The following is a 23,809-nucleotide window of genomic DNA, read 5'->3' on the forward strand; positions in this document are numbered from 1 at the left end:
GAGGTGACAGAATGGCGAAAATTATGCAACTAGATGATGCCTTATCAAATAAGATTGCTGCCGGTGAGGTAGTAGAACGGCCGGCATCTGTTGTTAAGGAATTGCTAGAGAACGCGATTGATGCTAATAGTACCGTAATTGAAATTGATCTTGAAGAGGCTGGACTTGCCCGGGTCAGGATCACAGACAATGGAGACGGGATTGAGGAAGAAGATGTTCTCGTCGCCTTCCAGCGTCATGCCACGAGCAAAATCAAGAATGAAAACGACTTGTTCCGGATCAGGACTCTCGGGTTCAGGGGGGAGGCGTTGCCGAGTATCGCCTCCGTTTCAAGGCTTGAAATGAAAACATCGACCGGAATCGAAGGCAATAAAGTGGTCATCGAAGGGGGCAAGGTCGAGTCTGTTGAGAAAGCAGACAGCCGTAAAGGAACGGATATCATTATCTCAGACCTGTTTTTTAATACTCCGGCACGCCTTAAATACATGAAGACCATTCATACCGAACTTGGCAATATTACGGATGTCGTAAACCGCCTGGCGCTGGCAAATCCAAATATCTCCTTCAGGCTTGTCCATAATGGCCGCCAGCTTTTGAAGACGACTGGAAATGGAGACGTCCGCCAGGTGCTGGCTGCCATTTACGGTATTAATATGGTTAAATCAATGATTCCTATTTCTGGTGAATCTTTGGATTATAGAATAAACGGCTATATATCGATGCCAGAAATCACAAGAGCATCCCGAAACTATATCTCGACCATGATTAATGGCCGTTTTATCAAAAATTATGCGCTGGTTAAAGCGATACAAGAAGGCTACCATACATTACTCCCTATCGGCAGGTATCCGGTTGTTCTTTTAAATATTGAAATGGATCCGCTCTTGATTGATGTGAACGTCCATCCATCAAAGATGGAGGTTCGGTTGAGCAAGGAGCAGGAGTTGAATGAGCTAGTCTCAAGTGTCATAAAGAATGCTTTTAAAACGAAGGAATTGATTCCGGCTGGAATGGTTACTCAGAAGCAGGAGAAACCGAAGTCAGAGCAAACTTTCATGGAACTGGACCATTTGCCTGAAGCAGAAGAAAAACATTCTACTGTGCAACCGACAATTGAACGCAGGCCATTTGTAGAAGAGAAGGCTTTTGAGCTAAGCCGGATCTATAAAGCAGCTGAACCACCAAATAGTCCACAGCAGGGGGCTCCTGACTGGAGGAATGCCTTTGTAGCTCAAGAAAACCCGACCTTCGAGGCCACTGCGCCTGTCCCTGATGAGGAACTCGTTCATGATGAAGAAGAAATCCTCGAGTCAGACACTTCTCCTGCAGCCCAAGAACCTGTTGCAGAAGTACAGGCTTCAAGGGTCCCTCCTCTTTATCCAATTGGGCAGATGCATGGAACCTATATTCTGGCTCAGAATGACCGTGGTTTATATATAATTGACCAGCATGCCGCCCAGGAGAGAATCAAATATGAGTACTTCAGGAACAAGGTAGGCGAGGTGGCGACTGAGCTGCAGGAAATGCTCGTGCCAATCACTCTTGAGTATTCAGCGGATGAGTGCATTAAAATAAATGAACATCAGCATGAGCTCGAAAAAGTAGGAGTCTTCCTTGAGCCATTTGGCTACAACAGCTTCATCGTTCGATCACACCCGCAGTGGTTCCCTCCCGGAGAGGAGAAAGATCTGATTGAAGACATGATTGAACAACTATTGTTGATGAAGAAAGTCGATCTTAAAAAGCTTCGAGAGGAAGCAGCCATCATGATGAGCTGCAAGGCATCGATCAAGGCTAATCACCATCTGCGCAACGATGAGATTCAGGCATTACTCGATGAATTGCGGCGTTCATCCGACCCGTTCACCTGCCCGCATGGCCGGCCAATCATCGTCCATTACTCCACTTATGAAATGGAGAAAATGTTCAAGCGAGTAATGTAAGCAGAAGAAATAGTGTTCCCAATTGGGGGCACTTTTTTTTGTGAAAAATTAACTTCAATTTGATAAAAATTCTTCTTTTTTACCAAATAACGGTGTAAAATTACACTAATAGGAAATTTGTAAAACACCATATTCATTAAATGGATTATAATCTCTTATAATTATTAAAAGGGGGCGATATATTGTTCGTTTTCTCAATATTATTTTTCATACTACCTGTAGTTGTACTGATTTTTATAGTAGCTTTTGCAGTGAAAAATAAAGAGCAAGGGGGAGAGAAAGTGGTCAGACATTTATATACTTATCTAGTATTGTTTGCTACATTGATGATGGTAATTGGCGGCGGGGTATCGATTTTCATGGCGACAGCGGATCTCGTAAGCCCAACAGGTTACTATCAAAGTTTCTCAGATTACAAGCTAAACATGAACCACGGCAAAATTGAAGGTGAAAAGACGGAAATGACAGAGGAAGAACTTCGCAGCAATTATGACATGTACGTCACAGAAGAAAAGGCTCGGCAAAAAGACAGAGCGGTTAATCAAATTATCAAGAGCCTAGGCTTTGTAGTCATACCATTGCCCGTTTTCCTGTACTTTAATAGATTAAGGAAACAGTATAAAGAGTAAGTTCTGACAGATAACGTTACCCTATCAACTTATATACCCGGATTCTGAAGCTAAAAAAGAAAGATTGCCAATTAAAAACTGGCAATCTTTCTTTTTTAAGATAAGTAAGCATAAATTTCACTTCGAGAATGGCCAGCTCCAGCGCCTAGCCCCTCGAGACGTTTCGGTCCGCCCAATGAAGTCAAAGATCGACTTCACCGGCCGGCCCTCCAACGCTTGTCGGGGCTGACCAAGGCGCTTTCGCTTTTCTTATTTTACCTTACAGCTGGCTGAAGTTTATGGATGTATTGTAGTGCTTTACCAGTTCCAATCGCTACGGATTCCAGCGGATTTGGAGCGATGTGTACAGGTACAACCATCTCACTGCCGAGCCAATCCTGAATTCCGTTCAGCAACGCGCCGCCACCGGAAAGGATTACACCGCGGTCAACAATATCACCGCTTAGTTCGGCAGGACAATCTTCAAGAGTGGCCCGGATTGCCTCCATGATATGAAGAAGAGATTCCTTGATTGCATCCCTTATTTCATAAGAATTGAGGGTAACAGTCTTTGGAAGGCCTGTTACAAGGTCACGGCCACGAATATCCAGTTCCATCATTTCATGGTCAACTAGCGCGTACCCAATCTCCATCTTGATTTTTTCAGCCGTTCTTTCACCGATTAACACATTGTACTCTTTGCGGACATATTGAATAATGTCCTCGTCCAATCTGTCGCCAGCTATGCGAATAGAATGGCAAGCAACGACACCGCCGTATGAGATGATTGCGACTTCAGTTGTGCCGCCGCCAATATCAACGACAACGTTTGCTACCGGCTCATCAACAGGCAATCCAGCGCCAATTGCTGCAGCAACTGGTTCCTCGATCAAATGTACCTTCTTTGCGCCTGCATTCCTGACTGCATCCTGGATCGCACGGCGTTCAACACTTGTTGAACCAGAAGGTGTGCAGACGACGACGTCCGGCTTGCGGAGAGAGAAACCGCCCTTTTTGGATGCTTTTTTCATGATGTGTTTCAGCATTTCTGTTGTCACATCAAAATCAGCAATGACTCCATCTTTCAACGGGCGGATGGCCACGATTTTTCCAGGTGTCTTCCCGATCATTTCCTTCGCTTCCTTGCCGACAGCAAGGACAGTTTTTGTCTCAGTATCAATCGCCACGACGGAAGGCTCGTTCAAAGCGACTCCTTTATTTTTACTATATACAAGAGTGTTAGCTGTTCCTAAATCAATTCCTATTTCTGTAGTTGATAACATTTTGTTTTCACCCAGTTCTATATAAATTATTAAACCACTCATAGACTTCTATTAAACTATCATGAATGTGGGGGTGAAAGTGCGTTTGTTACTGAATCGTTATCTAACTGTAAAAGTTAAGGAAAATTTTTTCAAAAGATGATATAAGAGAATAATACTTGTAAAGTTCGGGTATAATGCATAGATGTTCAACTGCTTTCTATTTAATGGTAAAATAAATTAATGAAGTCAGATGCAAAATTGCTGACACGCTCTATGAAAAGGCAGTGTGAAATTTTTTGGAACAAAAACAGAAATTGATTGTGTTAATTGGGCCGACTGCAGTTGGCAAAACGAAGCTGAGCATTGAACTTGCGAAAAAATTCAATGGTGAAATCATCAGTGGCGACTCGATGCAAATTTATAAAGGGATGGATATTGGAACCGCAAAAATCACCCGGGAAGAGATGGAGGGAGTCCCCCACCATTTAATTGATATCAAAGAGCCTGATGAAAGCTTTTCAACCGCAGAATTCCAGGAACTTGTCCGCAAGAAAATAAATGAAGTAAGCTCCCGTGGGAAGATGCCGATGATTGTTGGCGGTACAGGGTTATACATCCAGTCGGTGATTTTTGATTATCATTTCACTGAAGCTCCTTCTGACCCAGTGTTCAGACGCAGCCTGGAGGAAGAAGCAGAGACAAAAGGCCAGGAATTTGTACATGGAAAGTTGAAAGAGGTTGATCCCGAAAGTGCTTCAAGAATTCACCCTAACAATGTTCGGCGTGTCATCAGGGCGCTGGAAATCATTCACTGTACGGGTAAAACTGCGGGAGAACTGCAGGAGAACCAAGCACCCGAACTTTTGTATGATACAGCACTAATCGGCCTGACAATGGATAGAGAGATGCTATACAACCGGATCAACTTTCGTGTCGGGTTAATGTTGGAGCAGGGCCTCCTTGATGAGGTTAAGTACTTTTACGAAAAGGGCTTAAAAGACTGCCAGTCCATCCAGGCAATTGGATACAAAGAGCTTTACGACTACTTTGATGGCAAGATTTCTCTGGAGCAAGCAATCGAGAATTTAAAGCAAAATTCCCGCCGATATGCAAAAAGGCAGCTAACATGGTTTCGAAACAAGATGAATGTGGAATGGTTTGATATGTCAGAGTCTAAAGACGCTGAAAAAAAATTCGCCGAAATTTCCAAGTTCATTGAAGGAAAGCTCGAGATAAAAGCGAATACATAATAATAGAGATAAAAGAGGAGGATCCGCCCATGAAACAAGTGAACATTCAGGACCAGTATTTAAACCAGCTACGCAAAGACAATATCAATGTGACCGTCTTCTTATTAAACGGGTTTCAATTGAGAGGCCAGATTAAAGGTTTTGATAACTTTACCGTGCTTTTCGAATCTGAAGGAAAACAGCAGCTTGTCTATAAGCATGCGATCTCAACATTCGCGCCGCAAAAGAATGTCCAGATCGATTTCGAGGGGCAAGCTTAATTAAATAATGACGAAGGAAACCCGCCAAGTGCGGGTTTTTTCTTTTTATAAGGCTCTTTTCTCAAGCTTTGTTGATATTAACTACAAAATAGGATTGTTTGACTTAATGTTCTTCGCAAAGAAGACTCTTTTTACGAGAAAAGAGCATGCAAATATAATACTGAATTGCAAAATGAATTTTAACAACAATCTTTCCGAGAACGGCTTTATATAAAAGAATTTTATTGCAACCAGTTGTTGGAGTGGGAATGCACCTTGAGCGACATAAGGGTTCCTTTCCAGGATAAATGTATCCTTATTTAGGCAATTCCAACGACATAAGGGTACCTTTCCACGATAAATGCACCCTTATGTAGGCGATTCCAACGACATAAGGGCACCTTTCCAGGATAAATGCACCCTTATGAAGGCAATTCCACCGACATAAGGGCACCTTTCCAGGATAAATGCACCCTTATGAAGGCAATTCCGCCGACATAAGGGTACCTTTCCAGGATAAATGTATCCTTATCAATCCGATGTCAGCCAGATAAGGATGCCGTTCACATCCATGATTCTTTTCCTTTGATAATGATAATTGTTTAATATAGGCTGTTTTCGTAGCGATTGTTGTTAAAATCCTAAGGCCGATTTTAACGTGTTAAAAAGCCATTTTGGAAGTTCGGTATTAAGTGTACAGGCTCTTTTCTCATAATAATCTTTAATTTTTCTCAAGAAACAAGGTCATTCAATCCTATTTTGTAGTCAATAGCAACAAAGTTTGAGAAAAGAGCCTTAATTTAAAAATGAATTTCCACTTCCTTGAATACATATAAATATAGAAGTTTATTTCTTGGGAAAGCGCATAATGTGACAAAAGTAAATAAATGCTGCTGTAGTTTGTCGAACATAAGCGAGTCCTATATAGTGCGGTGGAGGATTCCCGTTTAACTAAAAGTCCTTCGTATTTAACAGGTATGGTGTTATAGTCGAATATCACAAATACAGCATGAATGCGTATACTGTTTCCAGAATGAGAGGTGAAATCTTTGGACCAACCGCTTCGAAAGAAAAACAACGGTCAAATCAGCATTGTTTTGAACGCACAGCAGAGGAAGACGTTGACAAAGGAATTGCCTGAGTCGCAGCTGGTTCCAAAGTCAATCCCGCAGGAGCACGCAGCTTTAAAAGAAATTGAGGAAGAGCTTGGAGCACTTGTGGGCATGGAAGAAATGAAAAGGATGATTAAAGAGATTTATGCCTGGATCTATGTGAATAAGAAAAGGGAAGAAATGGGGCTCAAGGCTGGAAAACAGGCTTTGCATATGATGTTTAAGGGCAATCCGGGAACTGGGAAGACAACGGTCGCCAGGATTATCGGGAAGCTCTTCCTCAAAATGAATGTTCTTTCGAAGGGACATTTAATCGAAGCGGAGAGAGCTGATCTTGTTGGTGAATATATTGGGCATACCGCGCAAAAAACGCGAGATTTGATAAAAAAAGCAATGGGAGGCATCTTGTTTATTGATGAAGCCTATTCCCTCGGCCGTGGTGGTGAAAAGGATTTCGGCAAGGAAGCGATTGATACCCTGGTTAAACATATGGAGGATAAGCAGCATGAGTTTATCTTGATCCTTGCTGGGTATTCGAGGGAAATGGAATTTTTCCTGACTCTGAACCCAGGACTTCATTCAAGGTTTCCGCTCGTCATTGATTTTCCCGATTATTCAATAGACCAGCTTATGGAAATCGGCCAGCGAATGCTGAAGGAGAGAGAATATAGTCTGAGCCACGAGGCTGAACGGAAGTTGCGGGAGCACCTTGTGAATGTTAAATCAACACTTGGTGCCACAGCTTTTTCGAATGGACGCTATGTCCGTAACGTGATTGAGAAATCCATCCGGGCACAGGCAATGCGGTTGTTAATGCAAAATCAATACGACCGACATGAACTCATGACTCTACGCAGCAATGACCTCGTTTTTTCAGATGATCATAAGGGGAAATAATGTCAGCAACTTTGTTGACATTATTTTTTGCTTTTGATAATATACCCATATGGGTATATAAACTAGCTACTGGGGGAATTTAGAATGAACGATATTACAGTTTACACTACAAATACTTGTCCTTACTGCACCATGCTGAAGAACTTTCTCGACGATAAAGGGATCGCATATAAAGAAGTGAATGTACAGCAAGATCCAATCGCCGCACAAAGGCTGGTCAATGCAACTGGCCAAATGGGTGTGCCTCAGTCAAACGTAAACGGAAACTGGGTATTAGGCTTCGATCCTAATTCAGTTATGTCATTCTTAAAATAGTTCCAGAGGATTCCAGTATTACTGGAATCCTTATTTATTTTCTGTAAAATATAAATCCATTCATATTATCCATCCATTTTTGGACGAAGATTCATCGGGATTGGCACACCAAAACTCAGCCATTATTGATGTGCCACTTAACCACGATTTAATAACAAACTGAGGCTGGTAATCAGAATCGTCTAGTGGTGATGTGGAGTTTTTACCTTCTATGTTTTTTTGGGGTTTTAGGTTTGAGGAGTATCAATAAAGGGTAAAACATTGGGGTTTCCTTAAAGATTTTTTGGCAAAACTAATCATTATTATAAATAGGGAGCTTAACGATTTATATAGATAAAAAAGGAGCTAATTATTAATGGGGTATGAGTACAATTACGATATTGCAGGTTATGATTTCGGCTGGGATGTAAATTCCGGTAAGTTCACGTTCGAGGGGCAGGATGCAGTGCTTTTTTGGATCTCTTCGGCAATGAAGACGTTTTTCGATACGATTGAAGAGATTTCTGGAGAAGAGGCTTCAAACCTTGTATTTGAATCGACTGGATTTCGCCAGGGGCTCGTAGTCGGCCAATATTTTGAAAAAATGAAAGAAGTCAACGTAGCTGAAGCTGCTAACATGATTACAAATACATATGCAACCGCCGGGTGGGGGTTGACGATTATAAAGGATTTGGACTTTGAAACGAAAACATTTACAGCATTTATGAAGGACAGCTGGGAGCATAAAGTGAATGTTGCCCAGGGAAAGAAAAAGGGAGGTAGTTTCCTGCCCGCACATTACGCTGGAGTTTTTTCGGGACTGTTCGGAACAAATATCTGGTATGAAATCAAGCAGCATCAGTTAGAAGGACATGAACACAGTGTGATTGAATACTTCCCTTCTGATGTCACAATCGCTGATAATATTCATCAGCTGGCACGAAAGAAAGAATCAGAACAAATCAGGAAACTCGAAGGGCTTGTTGAAGAAAAAACAGCTGAATTAAAAGAATTGGTCAATAAGCTCTCCTCTCCGATCATCCCGGTTCTTGAGGGAATCGTCGTCGTTCCCCTGATTGGAAAATATGAGGAAGATAGGGCGGATCAGCTGATTGTAAACACACTTAATCGACTGCCATCCTATAAAGCCAGCTATCTCGTTCTCGATTTGACAGGCATGGACCAGGAAATCGGACCACATGCGGTCAGTTTGATCGAAAAAATCGGATCAGCAGCAAGACTAATCGGCACGAAAACAATACTGGTTGGGATTTCATCCACTCTTGGGATTGAAATCACCCAATCCAAGATCAACCTATCGAAATTCGATTGCTTCCAGACTCTCCAGCATGGCATCCATTACGCAATCGGGCAGATGGGGAGAAAAATTATATAAATAGAAAAAAACAGAGCTGATTCATAATGAATCAGCTCTGTTTTTTACCAGATAAGAAAGTGTAAATTTTCACTTCGAGAATTGTCTAGCTCCAGTGCCTAGCCCCTCGAGTCGCTTCGGTCCGCCCAATGAAGTCAAAGAACGACTTCACTGGTCGGCCCTCCAGCGCTTGTCGGGGCTGAACAAGGCGCTTGCGCCTTTCTAATGTACTCCAAGTTTACGGACTGGCAAATGCCATTTGTAGGTATAAGACAGTACGCGGAGTGCGGTGATGACGAAGAATAGTCCGTAGAGTTCGACAGCTTGATTAGCCATTCCGAGGCCGATGACAAGTCCGGCAAGAACAGCCCACACTGCATAGATTTCCGCCTTCAATACTAATGGCTTTCTGCCGGCAAGCAGGTCGCGGATTATTCCTCCGCCGCTCCCGGTTAACACAGCTGCAACAATGACGGCGCTTAATGGATGGCCCATATTAGATGCGTAGATCGCTCCCTGGATCGCGAAGGCAGCAAGCCCGATGGCATCGAAAAAGTTGCCCCAGCGCTGCCAGTGTTTTAATAGATTGCTAGGAAATAAGAAAACGATGGTGATTGACAGCAAGGCCAGATTAAAGAATATGCCCTGTTCCCAAATTGCTGAGACTGGAACCCCAATCAGCAGGTTGCGGATTGCCCCGCCGCCGAATGCTGTAACTATTCCTAATATATAAACTCCGAAGATATCATATTCCTCTTCCATTGCAATAAACGCACCGCTGATCGCGAATGCTACTGTTCCAATCATGCTGAGTACTTCCCATGTCATCATGTTTTTCTCCTCTTGTTAAAATGATGCCTGAATACTAAAATAGTTAAATGAAAACATATTGATTTTATCATGTTTATTTCAATTTACAACCATTTTTCCCCCGACTTTCAAAATTTTTGTTTGCGGCTTTATTTTGGTATGATGGTTTTAGCTATATATATGGAAAGAAGGGTGTTATTTGGAACAGGAAAACGTATTTGAAAAAGTGATTCTTGTTGGCTGCCAGACGACTGAAGAAGATCTTCGTTTTCAATATTCGATGGAGGAGCTTGAATCACTTACGGAAACAGCGAAGGGAAATGTCCTGATGCAAGTTGTCCAAAAGCGGCCAAAGGTTCATCCTGCTACATACATTGGCAAAGGAAAGGTGGAAGAGCTTCAAGCACTAGAGGAGGAGCTCGAGCCGGACTTAATTATCTTCAATGATGAACTGTCGCCAAGCCAAAACCGGAATCTTTCTGCCGGCTTAAAGGCGAGGGTTATTGACCGTACACAGCTGATTCTCGATATTTTCGCTCAAAGGGCTCGGTCCAAAGAAGGAAAGCTCCAGGTTGAGCTTGCTCAGCTGCAGTACCTGCTGCCCCGACTTGGCGGAAAAGGGATTGAGATGTCTCGTCTTGGTGCCGGAATCGGAACAAGAGGGCCTGGTGAAACAAAGCTGGAGTCAGACCGCCGTCATATCCGGAAACGAATTGACGATATTAAAACTCAATTGTCAGTAATCGTTCAGCACCGTGACCGCTACCGGGAACGCCGGAAGAAGAACAAGACGTTCCAGATTGCGCTAGTCGGATACACAAATGCGGGAAAGTCGACGCTGTTTAACCGGTTGACCGAAGCAGAGTCATTTGAAGAAAATCAATTGTTCGCTACGCTTGATCCAATGACTAGGAAAGCGATTTTACCTAGCGGCTTTACGGCTCTCCTGACAGATACGGTCGGATTCATCCAGGACTTGCCGACAACATTGATCGCTGCTTTTCGTTCGACACTGGAGGAAGTCCGGGAGGCGGATTTGCTTCTGCATGTAGTGGACATGTCGAATGAAGATTATTTTTCACATGAACAGACTGTCAATAAATTGCTGGAGGACCTTGAAGTCCACCACATCCCGCAGATTACCGTTTATAACAAACGGGATATCGCACACCAGGATTTTGTGCCAAATGCCAAAAATGAAACGGCCTTTATAAGCGCGTTCAGTGAGGAAGACCGAAGAAATCTCCTTTTAAAAATCGAACAGTCCATTATTGGTATGATGGAGCCATTTCATGTCCTTGTGCCGTCCGATGAGGGGAAACTGCTGGCACAACTGAAAAATGAGACCATTCTTCGTGAGCTTGCTTTTGATGAAGAAAAGCAAGGCTATGTCTGCAAGGGATACTCTCTTGCTGACCACCAGATTACCGGCCAACTGAAACGATTCTCAGTATAAACGGATTTTTTTCTAAGGCTCTTTTCTCACACTTTGTTGCTATTGACTACAAAATAGGATTGAATGACCTATGTTTCTTCTCGAAAAAATTAAAGCTTATTATGAGAAAAGAGCTTGCACACTTAATACCGAATTACAAAATGGCTTTTTATCACGTTAAAATCGGCTTTAGGATTTTAACAACAAGCTTTACGAAAACAGCCTTTTATAAAGCTCTTTTATCAAGCTATTGACTACAAAATAGGATTGAATGACCTATGTTTCTTCACAAAAAAATTAAAGCATATTATGAGAAAAGGGCTTGCACACTTAATACCGAATTACAAATGGCTTTTTATCACGTTAAAATCGGCTTTAGGATTTTAACAACAATCTTTACGAAAACAGCCTTTTATACAGATAGGAGAGCAACATGTTTACACAATTAAAAAACGGGCAAATGCTGCAGCCGCTTGTCAGCGAAATTGAGCAGCAAATTGCACCTGTGCACAAGAAAATCGATGAACGGATTGATTCAAACCAGTTCAGAGTATTGCAAAGTTTCCAGAAACATCGTGTGAGTGATTCTCATTTCATCCCGACCACCGGTTATGGTTATGACGATGCTGGCAGGGAAACACTCGAGAAAATATACGCCGAGGTGTTTGGAGCTGAAGCCGGACTAGTTCGCCCACAAATCATCTCCGGAACTCATGCAATTTCTATTTCTCTATTTGGGATTCTTCGACCTGGTGATGAGCTTTTGTACATTACAGGAAAACCCTATGACACGCTAGAAGAGATTGTCGGGATACGAGGTAACGGGAACGGCTCATTAAAGGAATTTGGAATCTCTTATAATACTGTCGATCTTACTGAAAAAGGAGAAATCGATTGGAGTGCCGTCGAAAAAGCAATTAAGCCTGAAACAAAAATGATCGGAATCCAGCGCTCAAAAGGTTATGCAACGAGGCCATCTTTCACTGTTGAGCAAATTGGCGAAATGATCAAATTTGTTAAGGAGATCAAACCAGACGTCGTTGTGTTTGTTGATAACTGTTATGGTGAGTTTGTTGAGGAACTTGAACCTTGTCATGTCGGCGCTGATTTGATGGCTGGCTCTTTGATTAAAAATCCTGGCGGCGGTATTGCCAAAACAGGCGGGTACATCGTAGGTAAGGAAGAATATGTAGAGTCATGTTCCTACCGGATGACATCCCCGGGAATCGGGGCAGAGGCCGGCGCTTCATTATATTCATTGCAGGAAATGTACCAAGGATTCTTCATGGCGCCGCATATTGTTGCACAGGCCTTGAAGGGTGCAGTTTTCACAGCCGCAATGCTGGACCGTTTAGGGATGAATTCATCGCCTAAATGGAATGCGGAACGGACTGATCTAATTCAGGCAGTCCAATTCGACGACCGGGATAAAATGGTTGCTTTTTGCCAGGCGATTCAGTATGCCTCGCCAATCAATTCCCATGTAACGGCACATCCTGCTTATATGCCGGGATATGAGGATGATGTGATTATGGCTGCTGGTACATTCATCCAGGGAGCGAGCATTGAATTAACTGCTGATGGACCGATCAGACCGCCTTATGTCGCGTATGTTCAGGGGGGCTTAACCTATTCCCATGTGAAGATGGCCGTTTGTATTGCAATCGATTCTTTAATCGAAAAAGGTTTAATTCTTATAAAATAGGTAAATATACAACAGGACGCTTGCTAAATAAGTCCTGTTCTTTTTTTATGATTTTTCATGTAAGATAATCTTACATATGATTGACAGGACACCTAACATTGAATATAATGAGATTATCTTAATAGGGAAGGAGGAGAAATCAAAATGGGCGGAAGTGAAATTCGCCGGAATATGCCGCTCTTTAGCATCGGGATTGTCATGCAGCTAACAGATTTAACCGCAAGGCAAATTCGTTACTATGAAGAGCATGAATTGATTTCTCCGGCAAGAACAGAGGGCAATAAACGACTCTTTTCCTTAAATGATATTGACAAGCTCCTCGAGATCAAAGACTTGATTGACCAGGGAGTCAACATGGCAGGCATCAAGCAAATTTTTAATGTTAAACAACAGACAGCCATTAGTGCTGCTGAGAAAAAACAAGCTGAAAAAACGAGACGTGAGCTATCTGATGCAGATTTGCGGAAATTGCTTCGCAAGGAATTACAGCAGGCAGGACGCTTTAACCGATCTGGCAATCACGGAGACATGTCGAGATTTTTCCATTAGTAATCCAAATTATCTATCATTAAAATTCTAGGAGGAACTTTAACAATGGCTAGGACGTTTACAAGAGAAGACATTATAAGATTATCAAAAGAAGAAAATGTAAAATTCATTCGTTTGCAGTTCACAGACATTTTAGGAACAATCAAGAATGTTGAAATTCCGATCAGCCAGCTTGAAAAAGCGCTTGATAATAAAATGATGTTTGATGGCTCTTCAATTGAAGGCTTTGTTCGTATCGAAGAATCTGATATGTACCTGATCCCTGATTTGGATACATGGGTAATCTTCCCTTGGACAGCTGAAAAAGGTAAGGTTGCACGTTTGATCTGTGATATTAAAAATGCTGATGGCACACCATTTGCAGGTGATCCACGCGGTAACCTGAAACGTGTTCTGAAGGAAATGGAAGAGCTAGGCTTCACTAACTTCAACCTTGGACCAGAACCTGAATTCTTCCTGTTCAAGCTCGATGTGAACGGTGAGCCAACACTGGAATTGAATGACAACGGCGGTTACTTTGACCTTGCGCCAACAGACCTTGGTGAAAACTGCCGCCGCGATATCGTGCTTGAGCTTGAAGAAATGGGCTTTGAAATTGAAGCATCTCACCACGAGGTTGCACCTGGACAGCACGAAATCGACTTCAAATATGCTGATGCTTTGACAGCTTGTGACCAGATTCAGACTTTCAAGCTAGTTGTTAAAACTATTGCACGCAAACACGGTCTGCACGCAACCTTCATGCCAAAACCATTGTTCGGAGTGAACGGATCCGGAATGCACTGCAACATGTCATTGTTCCGCAACGGCGAGAACTCATTCTATGATCCATCAGATAAGAAACTTGAGCTAAGCGAAACTGCATACCAGTTCATCGCTGGAACGCTTAAGCACGCATCAGGATTTACAGCTGTAACAAACCCAACTGTAAACTCTTATAAGCGTCTCGTTCCTGGCTATGAAGCACCTTGCTACGTTGCATGGTCTGCAAAGAACCGCTCACCACTAATCCGTATCCCTGCATCACGCGGTTTGAGCACACGTGTTGAAGTCCGCAGCGTTGACCCTGCAGCAAATCCGTACCTTGCAATGGCAGTATTGCTTGCAGCAGGTCTTGACGGAATCAAGAACAAAATGAATCCACCTGCATCAGTAGACCGCAACATCTACGTGATGAACAAGGAAGAACGTGTTGAAGAAGGAATCGATGATCTGCCACCAACATTGGCAGCAGCTCTTGACCAGCTGAAAAAGAACGAAGTAATCAGCGCAGCTCTTGGCGACCATATCCTCGAACACTTCATCGAAGCAAAAGAGATCGAATGGGATATGTTTAGAACTCAGGTTCACCCATGGGAGCGCGAACAGTACATGAGCATGTATTAATAGGAAAGAAAAGGCCTCTTGATTGCAATCAAGAGGCCTTTTTTAGATGTAAAGAGTAAAAGTTAGAAAAAATTTAATTAAATTTTATTCATCGTGCCTCATTCTACAATCACTACAAAAATTGTATTATCACAACGAAATGATCATGCATGCATCACTACTTTTTTATGCTTAATCACTACGCTTTTTGCCACTATCACTACGAACTTCACATTAATCACTCCGATTTTCCCAATAATCACTACGAATACCACAATAATCACTACGAATACCACAACAATCACTACTTTTACCATCTGCAACCAGAAAAATCACCGCTAAATATTAAAATTTTCAGAAAAATAATTGACTTTTTCCTATATTCACGTTATCTTTGTTTTAAAATATATAACACATTTATTGTATTACGGTAATATAACGTTATATAAATAAAATTTTATGTAATACAGGGGGCGTAATCTTGATTTTACATGAAATCGAAACAAGTAGTCGTGAGTTCATAGAAGAAATTCAAATCCAAAGACTCAAGACAGTAGTTGAGAAGGTCGCTCAAAAGGTGCCATTTTACAAAAAGAAGTTTGAGAGCGCCAATTTTTCTCCTGAAATGCTAACTAGTCTTGAAGATTTGGAAGCGCTTCCTTTTACAGAGAAGCAGGACTTGCGAAACCACTATCCATTCGGGTTGTTCGCTGTTCCGCAAAGTGAATTGGTCAGGGTACATGCCTCATCAGGGACGAGCGGCAAGCCGACGGTGGTTGGCTATACACAGAAGGATATTGAAATGTGGGGGGAGATTGTCGCCAGGGCGATTTCTCTTGGCGGTGGTCAACCAGGGAATTTCCTCCACAATGCCTATGGCTATGGACTTTTCACAGGTGGATTGGGACTGCATTACGGAAGTGAACAGCTGGGAATGGTCACAGTACCGGTTTCCGGAGGGAACACCCAGAGACAAATCATGTTAATTGAAGATTTTAAACCGCAAGTCATATGCGGGACTCCTTCTTATATTTTGAATATCGCTGAAACAATGGAGGAAATGGGCAAGGACCCTCGCAATACTTCATTGAAGTACGGTATTTTCGGGGCTGAGCCTTGGTCCGAAGAAATGAGAAAGACGCTCGAAGAAAAGCTGGGAATCAAGGCATGCGATATTTATGGGCTGAGCGAAGTGATCGGGCCTGGTGTCGCAAGTGAATGCCACGAAGCACAGGCAGGGCTCCATGTTGCCGAGGATCATTTCTATGTTGAAGTAATTGATCCTGAAACTTTAAAAACTGTTCCTGATGGTGAAGAGGGGGAACTGGTTTTCACCAGCCTTACGAAGGAAGCCTTTCCGGTCATTCGCTACCGGACGGGGGATATCGCATCTCTGACGAAGGAAAAATGCAGCTGCGGACGGACGACAGTGAGAATGTCACGAGTCAAAGGACGAATTGATGACATGCTGATTATCAATGGAGTCAATGTGTTTCCGTCACAGATTGAACATTGTCTGCTGGCAGTACCTGAACTTGCCCCGCATTACCAGATTCAAATTTTACAGAAGCGCACGTTGAAGGTCCTTGAGCTGCATGTTGAGATGAATGAGGAGTATTTCACGATGATCGGGGAGGATCCGATTTCGGATTCGGTCTATCAGCTGGAGCAAAGGATTCAGTCATTACTCAAGAGCCAGTGCCTGATTTCAATGGAGGTGCGTGTGCATCGTCCAAAAACAATCCCGCGCTCTGAAGGCAAGGCAGTAAGAATTGTTGATAAAACAAAAGAACCGATTGGAACTTAAATCTAAGGAGGTAGGCAGCATGGAAAACACAATTTCCTTCGACCAGCTGACCGAAGAAGCTAAATACGAGCACTTCATGAAGCGAATCGAAGCTGGCGATAAAATCGAGGCAGAAGATTGGATGCCGGATGACTATCGAATGACACTGATCAAGCTTATTTCGATGCATGGCATCAGTGAGATCATGGGTGCGCTCCCAGAAAAGGAGTGGGTGCCTAAGGCTCCTTCTTTGAAACGAAAGCTGGGGATCATGGCAAAGGTGCAGGATGAGATGGGGCACGGGCAACTGCTGTTAAGGGTGGCTGAGGATTTGATGAAGCCGCTCGGAAAATCACGCGAGAACATCATTCAGGATTTGCTCTCCGGCGACCTGAAATTCCACAATGTCTTCCATATGGAAGCAAAAACATGGGGAGATGCCGGATTGATCGGCTGGCTTGTTGATGGTGCAGCAATCATATCCCAGACAAATATGCTGGATGCTTCTTATGGGCCATATGCAAGAGCGTTGAAGCGTATCTGTGCCGAGGAGGTTTTCCACGCCCAGCATGGCGAGGCGATCATCATGGCGCTTGCTGAAGGAACAGACGAGCAGAAAGCGATGATCCAGGATTCGTTAGACCGCTGGTGGGAAGCACTTCTTATGTTTTTCGGTCCTGCAGATGCGACTACCACTGGTACTTCCAAACAGGATACAACAATCAAATACAGAATTAGAACGAAAACGAACGAAGAGCTCCGACAGGACTTTTTTACAAAATACATTCCGAGGGTCCTGTCGCTAGGTCTGAAGCTTCCGGATGAAACAATGCATTTTGACCAGGAGTCAGCCATGTGGCAATACAAGCAGCCAGATTGGAGCAAGTTCAAGCAAATCATCAAGAACAATGGCCCTAAATCAAAGGACCGGTTAAGGCTAAGGGAGATTTCCTACAGTAATAACAAGTGGGTCATCGACGCACTGAGCGTTAAAGCATAAGCCTTAGGGGACAGCTGTCCCGGAATACCACAGGAGAGGAGAGAAAATCATGTCTGGGAATGGATTTTATCAGGAATTTGAAGTGTTCAGCAAGCGGAGTGCCACTTCTCCGATGCAGTACCAGTTCTCATTGCTGGCTCCGAACCATGAGCTAGCTCTTGTGATGGCACAGGAAAATTTCATGCGACGCGAACCGGTTGCCGATATTTGGGTCGTAAAGCGTGATGATATCAGGAAAATGTCGCTTGAAGAGCGCCAAACATTGCAAAGGCTCGATAACAAAGATTACCGCAATACAAAAGGCTATGGCTATTTGAAAAAGAAATGGCGCCACTATGAGCAGGAAATGCTTGATGAAAAAGAGATTTTGTCATGGGGAGGGAAGCAGGAGAAATGAAATATGAACTTGAAGATGCGTTGAAAAATGAAGCCCTTCGCGACGCTGCAGTTGAGCTCCTGTTCCAGCTTGCGGATGATGATTTCATGATCGCCTACCGTGGTTCCGAGTGGCTTGGACTCGCTCCTCATATTGAAGAGGATGTCGCTTTTTCCTCAATCAGCCAGGATACAATGGGCCACGCGGCTATGTTCTATCAGCTTCTAAGCGACCTGGGAGCCGGTGATCCTGACCAACTCGCACATGCAAGGCCAGCTGCAGAACGGAAGAATGCGATTTTACTAGAAAAAGTGAACGGCCCGGGGACGTATTTGACTGAGCCGCATTATGACTGGGCATTCGCGGTCGTGAGAAACTACTTTTACGCCCAGGCAAAGAAAGTGAAAATGGAAGCTCTGAAGAATTCATCATACCAGCCACTGGCGGAAGCTGCGGTAAAGATCAATATGGAACTTTACTACCATCTGTTGCACTGGAAGACGTGGTTCTCCCAGCTTGTGAGTGCTGGTGGAGAAGCGGGGACCAGGATGGAAGCCGCGATGCAGAAGGTTTTTGAAGAACTTGAAGGGTTGTTCTCCACGGGGGCTCAGGGAGAAGGGTTCACAAAGCACAATTTGGTAGATTCAGAGGATGCTTTGAGAACGAAATGGCTGCAAATGATGTCACCTGTTTTTGAATCCCTGGACCTCAAGATGCCGGATAAATTTGGGATGAACAGTGGAAATGGGCGAAATGGCGAGCATACATCCGAATTGCAGACTGCTCTTGATACATTAGGTGAGGTCTACAACTCCGATCCGGCAGCGAGCTGGTGATGATTGATGCTAAGAGATAAAATCATCGAAGCATTGCAAGCTGTCAAAGACCCTGAGATTGACAGTGTATCGATAGTTGAACTGGGTATGCTCGAAGAACTCGTAATCCAACAGGATGGAGTCTTGATAAAGTTATTGCCGACCTTCATGGGCTGCCCTGCGCTTGATATCATCAAAAACAATGTTGTCAAAGCGGTATCATCCATTGACGGAGTTGAAAAGGTCGATGTGAAATTCATCTTCCATCCGCCTTGGACATCAGATCGGGTAACTGATTTGGGCAGGGAAAAGCTGAAGGAATTCGGCATCGCCCCGCCGCCAAGGCATATTGCCGAAACTGGCGAGTGGCAGGCTGATTGCCCTTACTGCGGATCTACCTATACGACGATGGAAAACCTCTTTGGTCCAACTGCATGTCGCAGCATTTTATACTGCAAGTCTTGCAAAAACCCATTCGAGGCAATGAAACCAGTATCAACTTTGATGTGAGAGCAAAGTCGAAAAATGATTCCCTGTTGTCATATCAATTGATTAATAGCTTCAAGATGAAAAGCATATATTCTATTTGGTCTATAAACTTTAGAAGAAAAGGGAGAGATTTTTAATGGTAAAACTAATCGCGATCTACAAGCATCCGCAGGACAAAGAGGCATTTGACAAGCATTATTTTGAAACGCACGCTCCGTTGACAGCAAAGATTCCTGGTCTACGCAAAATGGAAGTGACACGCATCGTCGGCAGCCCAATGGGTGGAGAAGGCAAATATTATTTAATGTGCGAAATGTACTATGACGACCATGAAGCATTAAAAGCCGGCATGAAATCTGCTGAAGGCAAGGCTTCTGGAAAGGATGTTATGAGCTTTGCGGGTGATCTGGTCACGATGATGATCGGTGAAGAAGTGAATGAATAAAAATTATGAAATGATAGAAATGTCTGTAAAAGGCCAAGTCGGATTAATCGAGCTGAATCGCCCGAAGGTCCTGAATGCCCTGAACAGGCAAATGGTTTCTGAGGTGCTTTCGGCGATGGAAGCATACGATAATGACCCCGCTGTTAAAGTGATTGTGCTAGCAGGGAAAGGTCGTGCTTTTGCTGCAGGCGCCGATATCGATGAAATGATGGATGCTGACGCGGTCTCAATGGAAACGTTGAACCAGTTTACTGATTGGGATCGGCTTGCGTGGATTAAAAAACCGGTCATCGGGGCTGTACACGGGTTCGCTCTTGGCGGTGCCTTTGAATTGGCACTTTGCTGCGATATGCTGTTCGCTGCCGAAAATGCGGAGTTCGGGTTCCCGGAAGTCAATCTAGGTGTCATGCCGGGAGCAGGCGGTACGCAAAGGCTGACAAAGCTCGTCGGCAAAACAAAAGCGATGGAATGGATTCTTAGCGGCAAGCGCATAACCGCAAAAGAGGCCTTGCATTATGGAATCATCAATTCAACTTTTGCAGAAGAAGTTCTGATGGAGGAGACGCTGAAATTTGCGGACACAATCGCGAATCAGGCCCCAGTCGCAGTAAGGCTGATCAAGGAATCCGTTTTGAAGGCGGTTGATTATCCTTTATATGAAGGAATGCAATACGAGCGCAAAAACTTCTACATGCTTTTTGCCACAGAAGATCAGAAGGAAGGCATGAGGGCTTTCAAGGAAAAACGGAAGCCGGATTTTAAAGGGAAATAAGGGGGTACATAGCTGTGTTTGAAACCGTTTTATATGAAGTGCGGAATCAGGTAGCCTACATTACCCTGAACCGTCCTGATAAATTGAATGCCTTCACAGAGCAGTTGAATAAGGATATCCAGAGTGCAATCAAGTCTGCTTCCCGTGACAAAGAGGTAAGAGCCCTGGTCATCACTGGTGCAGGCCGGGCATTTTGTTCAGGAGAGGATTTGGCTGGGGTTACGGATGAAATGGATCATGGCGAGGTGCTTCGCAAACGTTATAATCCGATGCTGCTGGAACTTGACCGTTGTGAAAAGCCAGTGATTGCTGCAGTAAATGGAGTCGCGGCAGGAGCTGGAATGAGCCTTGCACTTGCCTGTGATTTCCGGATCGCATCGGAAAAAGCAAGTTTTGTAGAAGCATTTATCCATGTCGGCCTTGTGCCGGATGCAGGCAATCTCTATTATCTGCCACGGCTTATCGGCCATGCGAAAGCGATGGTGCTTGCAGTGTTTGGAGAAAAAATACCGGCAGATAAGGCAAAGGATTTTGGTCTGGTTACGGAAGTCTACTCATTGGACAACTGGAACGACAATGTTGCTGCATTTGCAGAAAGACTTGCCAATATGCCAACGAAGGCAATCGGCCTGATCAAAAGGAACCTGAAGGCAAGCTGGCATTCCAATCTCGAAGACTATCTGGAGAGGGATGCCCAGAGCCAGCGAATTGCCGGGCAGACTGCCGACCATAAGGAAGGCGTCCAGGCGTTCATGGAAAAAAGAAAACCGGTTTTCAAGGGTGAATAAATTCGATCAATTAATCTACTAAAAGGAGATGTTACGCGTGACAACAGTAAAAGAGCAAAAATTCGAAGCAATGGCAGTAAAACGCGAGACATATCAGCTAATCATCAATGGAGTTCGCCAGGACAGTGTCAATGGTGAAACGCACAAAGTCTACAATCCAGCGACAGGCGAGGAAGTTGCAACTGTGGCGAAGGCTTCAAAAGAAGACGCAGAGCTTGCGGTACAGGCGGCAAGAAATGCATTCGATTTCGGGAAGTGGCGCCATTTCCCAGTGAACAAGCGTTCCCGCACACTGAATAAGATCGCTTCAATCATGCGCTCCCGTTTCAATGAGCTAGTAGAATTGGAGATTCTTGATACAGGTAAATCTCTTGCTGCTGCTCAGGGACAGGTAATGCAGGCAATTGAGGATTTCGAATTTTACGCAGGTGCGATTGTCAGCCACCGCGGTGCTGTGAACAGCATGCCTGGTGCATTCCAGAATATCACTGAAAAAGAGCCTGTCGGCGTTTGTGCCCAGATCATTCCTTGGAACTATCCGATGATGATGGCAGCATGGAAGATCGCTCCGGCAATCGCTGTTGGGTGCTCCGTTATTGTCAAACCGGCTTCCTTGACACCTCTGACAGCTATCGTCCTTGGTGAAATCTGTATCGAAGCTGGCGTCCCGGAAGGAGTTGTCAACGTCATTCCTGGGTCAGGGTCTGTAGTCGGAAACTACCTTGTTGAACATGAAAAAGTAGACAAAGTTGCGTTCACAGGCTCAACTCCGATCGGCAAGGATATCATGGCAAGAGCTTCCCAGACATTAAAGCGTGTGACTCTTGAACTTGGCGGAAAGTCACCGAGTATCGTCTTTGAAGATGCGGATGTTGATGCAGCAGTAGCGGGCTCACTATTCGGGATCTTCTATAATACAGGCCAATCATGCGAAGCACGTTCTCGTTTGTATGTCCATGAGGATGTATATGATGAGTTCATGGAGAAGTTCGTGGCAAAAACAAAGCAGCTGAAGCTAGGCAACCCGTTTGATAAAGAAACACATGTCGGTGCTGTCATCAGCCAGGACCAAATGGACGTCATCGATGGATACGTGAAATCAGCGGTTGCTGATGGAGCACAAGTTTTAACAGGTGGAAAGGCTGCTAATCTGGAAGGCTATGAAAATGGCTATTGGTATGAGCCTACAATCATCGCTGAAACAGACCACAGCATGAAGGCTGTTAAAGAAGAAATCTTCGGACCGGTTGTCGTGGTCATGAAGTTCAAGGATGAAAAAGAAGCTGTCAAACTCGCAAATGACAGTGAATATGGACTGGGATCTGCCATCTGGACGAAGGACTACGGACGTGCGACAAGGGTTTCCAAGCTGATCCAGGCAGGAATCGTCATGATCAACTGTCCATTCTCGGCATTCCCGGGCACACCTTTCGGAGGATACAAGCAATCCGGATTCGGCCGTGAACTCTGCATCGAAACACTAGATTTATATACAGAAACTAAGAGTATCGTCTCTTATTACGGCAGCCGCCCGCTTAACCCGTTTAACGTATAAAAAAGAGGCGAGCACTCCTCGATTCGGGTGCTCGCCTTTCAATGTTTATTACAGGAGGTATATATAATGAAGAAACTCGTCGTAATTGGTTCAGGCGTCATGGGAAGGGGAATTGCCTACGTTAGCTGCCTGGGCGGTTTTGATACCGTACTGATTGATGTTGATGAAAAACAACTCCGTAACGCCGAACAGGAAATCAACAACATTTTTGAAAAAGGGATCGCAAGGGGCAAAATCATGCAAGAAGACGCAGAATTGGCGAAAGCAAGACTCAATTACTCGAATTTCCTCGCTGATAATGTAAAGGACGCTGACCTTGTTATCGAAGCGGTTCCGGAAAAAATAGATATCAAGAAAACGATTTTTGAGGTGATTGACCAGCACGCACCTGAACATTGCCTGTTTGCGTCCAATACTTCAACAATGAGCCCTACTGAAATCGCCTCTTTTACAAATCGTCCTGAGAAGGTCATCGCCATGCACTTCTTCAATCCTGTCCACAAAATGCCGCTCGTTGAAATCATCCGCGGCCTGGAAACAAGCGATGAAACAGCTGGAGAGATCCAGAAGGCCGCAATCCAGATGGGCAAGGAAACCGTCATAGTCAACGAATTCCCTGGTTTTGTCACAAGCCGGATCAGCGCCCTTGTCGGGAATGAGGCATTTTACATGCTGCAGGAAGGCGTAGGGACTGCGGAAGAAATCGATAAAGCGATCAAGCTGGGACTGAATTATCCGATGGGACCATTCGAGTTGGGTGACCTGGTTGGATTGGACACCCGTTTGAATAACTTGAAGTACCTGCATGAGAAGCTTGGGGAAAAATACCGCCCTGCACCATTGCTTGAAAAATATGTGAAAGCGGGCCGTCTCGGCAGGAAGACCGGGCGCGGTGTGTACGATTATAGAGAGTCGGTTAACACTAAATAAAGGAGG

The 23,809-nt window shown here is 44.1% G+C and carries 23 protein-coding genes; 21 read left to right on the plus strand and 2 right to left on the minus strand.

What is annotated here, in order from left to right; genetic code table 11:
* Positions 1-11 precede the first annotated feature (11 nt).
* Both mutL and AC0VX7_RS09370 read left to right on the plus strand, forming a co-directional pair.
* Complete coding sequence (gene mutL, locus AC0VX7_RS09365; RefSeq protein ID WP_475427583.1) at positions 12-1,943, plus strand: DNA mismatch repair endonuclease MutL; 1,932 nt, start codon at positions 12-14, stop codon at positions 1,941-1,943.
* Positions 1,944-2,224: 281 nt separating this feature from the next.
* Positions 2,225-2,572, plus strand: a complete 348-nt coding sequence (locus AC0VX7_RS09370) for a hypothetical protein (protein WP_286180738.1) — start codon at positions 2,225-2,227, stop codon at positions 2,570-2,572.
* Between the two features lie 254 nt (positions 2,573-2,826).
* Here AC0VX7_RS09370 and mreBH read toward each other — a convergent pair whose 3' ends face one another.
* Positions 2,827-3,834 carry a rod-share determining protein MreBH gene (gene mreBH, locus AC0VX7_RS09375; RefSeq protein ID WP_475427584.1) on the minus strand — a complete coding sequence of 336 codons (1,008 nt, stop codon included), beginning with the start codon at positions 3,832-3,834 and terminating at the stop codon, positions 2,827-2,829.
* Positions 3,835-4,112: 278 nt separating this feature from the next.
* Here mreBH and miaA point away from each other — a divergent pair, with 278 nt between their 5' ends.
* From miaA to AC0VX7_RS09400, 5 genes are all read left to right on the plus strand, one after another.
* Positions 4,113-5,066: a tRNA (adenosine(37)-N6)-dimethylallyltransferase MiaA gene (miaA, locus tag AC0VX7_RS09380; protein WP_475427585.1), complete on the plus strand. Its 954-nt coding sequence runs from the start codon at positions 4,113-4,115 to the stop codon at positions 5,064-5,066.
* Between the two features lie 29 nt (positions 5,067-5,095).
* Positions 5,096-5,326: an RNA chaperone Hfq gene (gene hfq / locus AC0VX7_RS09385; protein WP_041966638.1), complete on the plus strand. Its 231-nt coding sequence runs from the start codon at positions 5,096-5,098 to the stop codon at positions 5,324-5,326.
* A gap of 1,028 nt (positions 5,327-6,354) precedes the next feature.
* Positions 6,355-7,314: a stage V sporulation protein K gene (spoVK, locus tag AC0VX7_RS09390; protein ID WP_215031414.1), complete on the plus strand. Its 960-nt coding sequence runs from the start codon at positions 6,355-6,357 to the stop codon at positions 7,312-7,314.
* 84 nt (positions 7,315-7,398) lie between these two features.
* Positions 7,399-7,629, plus strand: a complete 231-nt coding sequence (locus AC0VX7_RS09395; RefSeq protein ID WP_041966636.1) for a glutaredoxin family protein — start codon at positions 7,399-7,401, stop codon at positions 7,627-7,629.
* Between the two features lie 355 nt (positions 7,630-7,984).
* On the plus strand, positions 7,985-9,004 hold the full coding sequence (locus tag AC0VX7_RS09400; RefSeq protein ID WP_475427586.1) for an STAS domain-containing protein: 1,020 nt from the start codon (positions 7,985-7,987) through the stop codon (positions 9,002-9,004).
* A 201-nt stretch (positions 9,005-9,205) separates the two neighbouring features.
* Here AC0VX7_RS09400 and AC0VX7_RS09405 read toward each other — a convergent pair whose 3' ends face one another.
* Positions 9,206-9,811, minus strand: a complete 606-nt coding sequence (locus tag AC0VX7_RS09405) for a trimeric intracellular cation channel family protein (protein ID WP_475428117.1) — start codon at positions 9,809-9,811, stop codon at positions 9,206-9,208.
* Positions 9,812-9,992: 181 nt separating this feature from the next.
* Between AC0VX7_RS09405 and hflX the strand changes: the two genes are divergently transcribed.
* From hflX to AC0VX7_RS09475, 14 genes are all read left to right on the plus strand, one after another.
* Entirely contained in the window at positions 9,993-11,249 is a 1,257-nt protein-coding gene (gene hflX, locus AC0VX7_RS09410) for a GTPase HflX (protein WP_475427587.1), read from the plus strand.
* 412 nt (positions 11,250-11,661) lie between these two features.
* Complete coding sequence (locus AC0VX7_RS09415) at positions 11,662-12,933, plus strand: methionine gamma-lyase family protein (protein WP_475427588.1); 1,272 nt, start codon at positions 11,662-11,664, stop codon at positions 12,931-12,933.
* Positions 12,934-13,077: 144 nt separating this feature from the next.
* Complete coding sequence (locus AC0VX7_RS09420) at positions 13,078-13,482, plus strand: MerR family transcriptional regulator (RefSeq protein WP_102262287.1); 405 nt, start codon at positions 13,078-13,080, stop codon at positions 13,480-13,482.
* 45 nt (positions 13,483-13,527) lie between these two features.
* A complete protein-coding gene (glnA, locus tag AC0VX7_RS09425; RefSeq protein ID WP_475427589.1) occupies positions 13,528-14,868 on the plus strand; it encodes a type I glutamate--ammonia ligase in 1,341 nt (446 codons plus the stop codon).
* Between the two features lie 460 nt (positions 14,869-15,328).
* Positions 15,329-16,654: a phenylacetate--CoA ligase family protein gene (locus AC0VX7_RS09430; RefSeq protein WP_475427590.1), complete on the plus strand. Its 1,326-nt coding sequence runs from the start codon at positions 15,329-15,331 to the stop codon at positions 16,652-16,654.
* 19 nt (positions 16,655-16,673) lie between these two features.
* Positions 16,674-17,633 carry a 1,2-phenylacetyl-CoA epoxidase subunit PaaA gene (paaA, locus tag AC0VX7_RS09435; RefSeq protein ID WP_475427591.1) on the plus strand — a complete coding sequence of 320 codons (960 nt, stop codon included), beginning with the start codon at positions 16,674-16,676 and terminating at the stop codon, positions 17,631-17,633.
* A gap of 49 nt (positions 17,634-17,682) precedes the next feature.
* Entirely contained in the window at positions 17,683-18,030 is a 348-nt protein-coding gene (gene paaB / locus AC0VX7_RS09440) for a 1,2-phenylacetyl-CoA epoxidase subunit PaaB (RefSeq protein ID WP_215031395.1), read from the plus strand.
* Positions 18,027-18,845 carry a 1,2-phenylacetyl-CoA epoxidase subunit PaaC gene (gene paaC / locus AC0VX7_RS09445; protein WP_475428118.1) on the plus strand — a complete coding sequence of 273 codons (819 nt, stop codon included), beginning with the start codon at positions 18,027-18,029 and terminating at the stop codon, positions 18,843-18,845. The genes paaB and paaC overlap by 4 nt, the downstream gene beginning before the upstream one ends.
* A gap of 6 nt (positions 18,846-18,851) precedes the next feature.
* On the plus strand, positions 18,852-19,334 hold the full coding sequence (gene paaD / locus AC0VX7_RS09450) for a 1,2-phenylacetyl-CoA epoxidase subunit PaaD (protein WP_475427592.1): 483 nt from the start codon (positions 18,852-18,854) through the stop codon (positions 19,332-19,334).
* Positions 19,335-19,449: 115 nt separating this feature from the next.
* Complete coding sequence (locus AC0VX7_RS09455; protein ID WP_041966625.1) at positions 19,450-19,758, plus strand: EthD family reductase; 309 nt, start codon at positions 19,450-19,452, stop codon at positions 19,756-19,758.
* Positions 19,751-20,530: an enoyl-CoA hydratase-related protein gene (locus AC0VX7_RS09460; RefSeq protein ID WP_475427593.1), complete on the plus strand. Its 780-nt coding sequence runs from the start codon at positions 19,751-19,753 to the stop codon at positions 20,528-20,530. The genes AC0VX7_RS09455 and AC0VX7_RS09460 overlap by 8 nt, the downstream gene beginning before the upstream one ends.
* A gap of 14 nt (positions 20,531-20,544) precedes the next feature.
* The gene (locus AC0VX7_RS09465) at positions 20,545-21,318 is read left to right on the plus strand and encodes an enoyl-CoA hydratase-related protein (protein WP_475427594.1); all 774 of its coding nucleotides are present in this window, start codon (positions 20,545-20,547) and stop codon (positions 21,316-21,318) included.
* Positions 21,319-21,355: 37 nt separating this feature from the next.
* Positions 21,356-22,873: an aldehyde dehydrogenase family protein gene (locus AC0VX7_RS09470; RefSeq protein WP_475427595.1), complete on the plus strand. Its 1,518-nt coding sequence runs from the start codon at positions 21,356-21,358 to the stop codon at positions 22,871-22,873.
* Positions 22,874-22,939: 66 nt separating this feature from the next.
* Entirely contained in the window at positions 22,940-23,803 is an 864-nt protein-coding gene (locus AC0VX7_RS09475; protein ID WP_475427596.1) for a 3-hydroxyacyl-CoA dehydrogenase, read from the plus strand.
* Positions 23,804-23,809 lie beyond the last annotated feature (6 nt).

This window comes from Mesobacillus sp. QJM3NY_10 (assembly GCF_056173465.1).

Bases quoted from the DNA above. Each gene is read 5' to 3' on its own strand.
- mutL (WP_475427583.1), top strand. From the start codon at position 12: ATGGCGAAAATTATGCAACTAGATGATGCCTTATCAAATAAGATTGCT.
- mreBH (WP_475427584.1), bottom strand. From the start codon at position 3,834: ATGTTATCAACTACAGAAATAGGAATTGATTTAGGAACAGCTAACACT.
- hfq (WP_041966638.1), top strand. From the start codon at position 5,096: ATGAAACAAGTGAACATTCAGGACCAGTATTTAAACCAGCTACGCAAA.
- AC0VX7_RS09395 (WP_041966636.1), top strand. From the start codon at position 7,399: ATGAACGATATTACAGTTTACACTACAAATACTTGTCCTTACTGCACC.
- AC0VX7_RS09400 (WP_475427586.1), top strand. From the start codon at position 7,985: ATGGGGTATGAGTACAATTACGATATTGCAGGTTATGATTTCGGCTGG.
- AC0VX7_RS09405 (WP_475428117.1), bottom strand. From the start codon at position 9,811: ATGACATGGGAAGTACTCAGCATGATTGGAACAGTAGCATTCGCGATC.
- AC0VX7_RS09415 (WP_475427588.1), top strand. From the start codon at position 11,662: ATGTTTACACAATTAAAAAACGGGCAAATGCTGCAGCCGCTTGTCAGC.
- AC0VX7_RS09420 (WP_102262287.1), top strand. From the start codon at position 13,078: ATGGGCGGAAGTGAAATTCGCCGGAATATGCCGCTCTTTAGCATCGGG.
- glnA (WP_475427589.1), top strand. From the start codon at position 13,528: ATGGCTAGGACGTTTACAAGAGAAGACATTATAAGATTATCAAAAGAA.
- paaA (WP_475427591.1), top strand. From the start codon at position 16,674: ATGGAAAACACAATTTCCTTCGACCAGCTGACCGAAGAAGCTAAATAC.
- paaB (WP_215031395.1), top strand. From the start codon at position 17,683: ATGTCTGGGAATGGATTTTATCAGGAATTTGAAGTGTTCAGCAAGCGG.
- paaC (WP_475428118.1), top strand. From the start codon at position 18,027: ATGAAATATGAACTTGAAGATGCGTTGAAAAATGAAGCCCTTCGCGAC.
- paaD (WP_475427592.1), top strand. From the start codon at position 18,852: ATGCTAAGAGATAAAATCATCGAAGCATTGCAAGCTGTCAAAGACCCT.
- AC0VX7_RS09455 (WP_041966625.1), top strand. From the start codon at position 19,450: ATGGTAAAACTAATCGCGATCTACAAGCATCCGCAGGACAAAGAGGCA.
- AC0VX7_RS09460 (WP_475427593.1), top strand. From the start codon at position 19,751: ATGAATAAAAATTATGAAATGATAGAAATGTCTGTAAAAGGCCAAGTC.
- AC0VX7_RS09475 (WP_475427596.1), top strand. From the start codon at position 22,940: ATGAAGAAACTCGTCGTAATTGGTTCAGGCGTCATGGGAAGGGGAATT.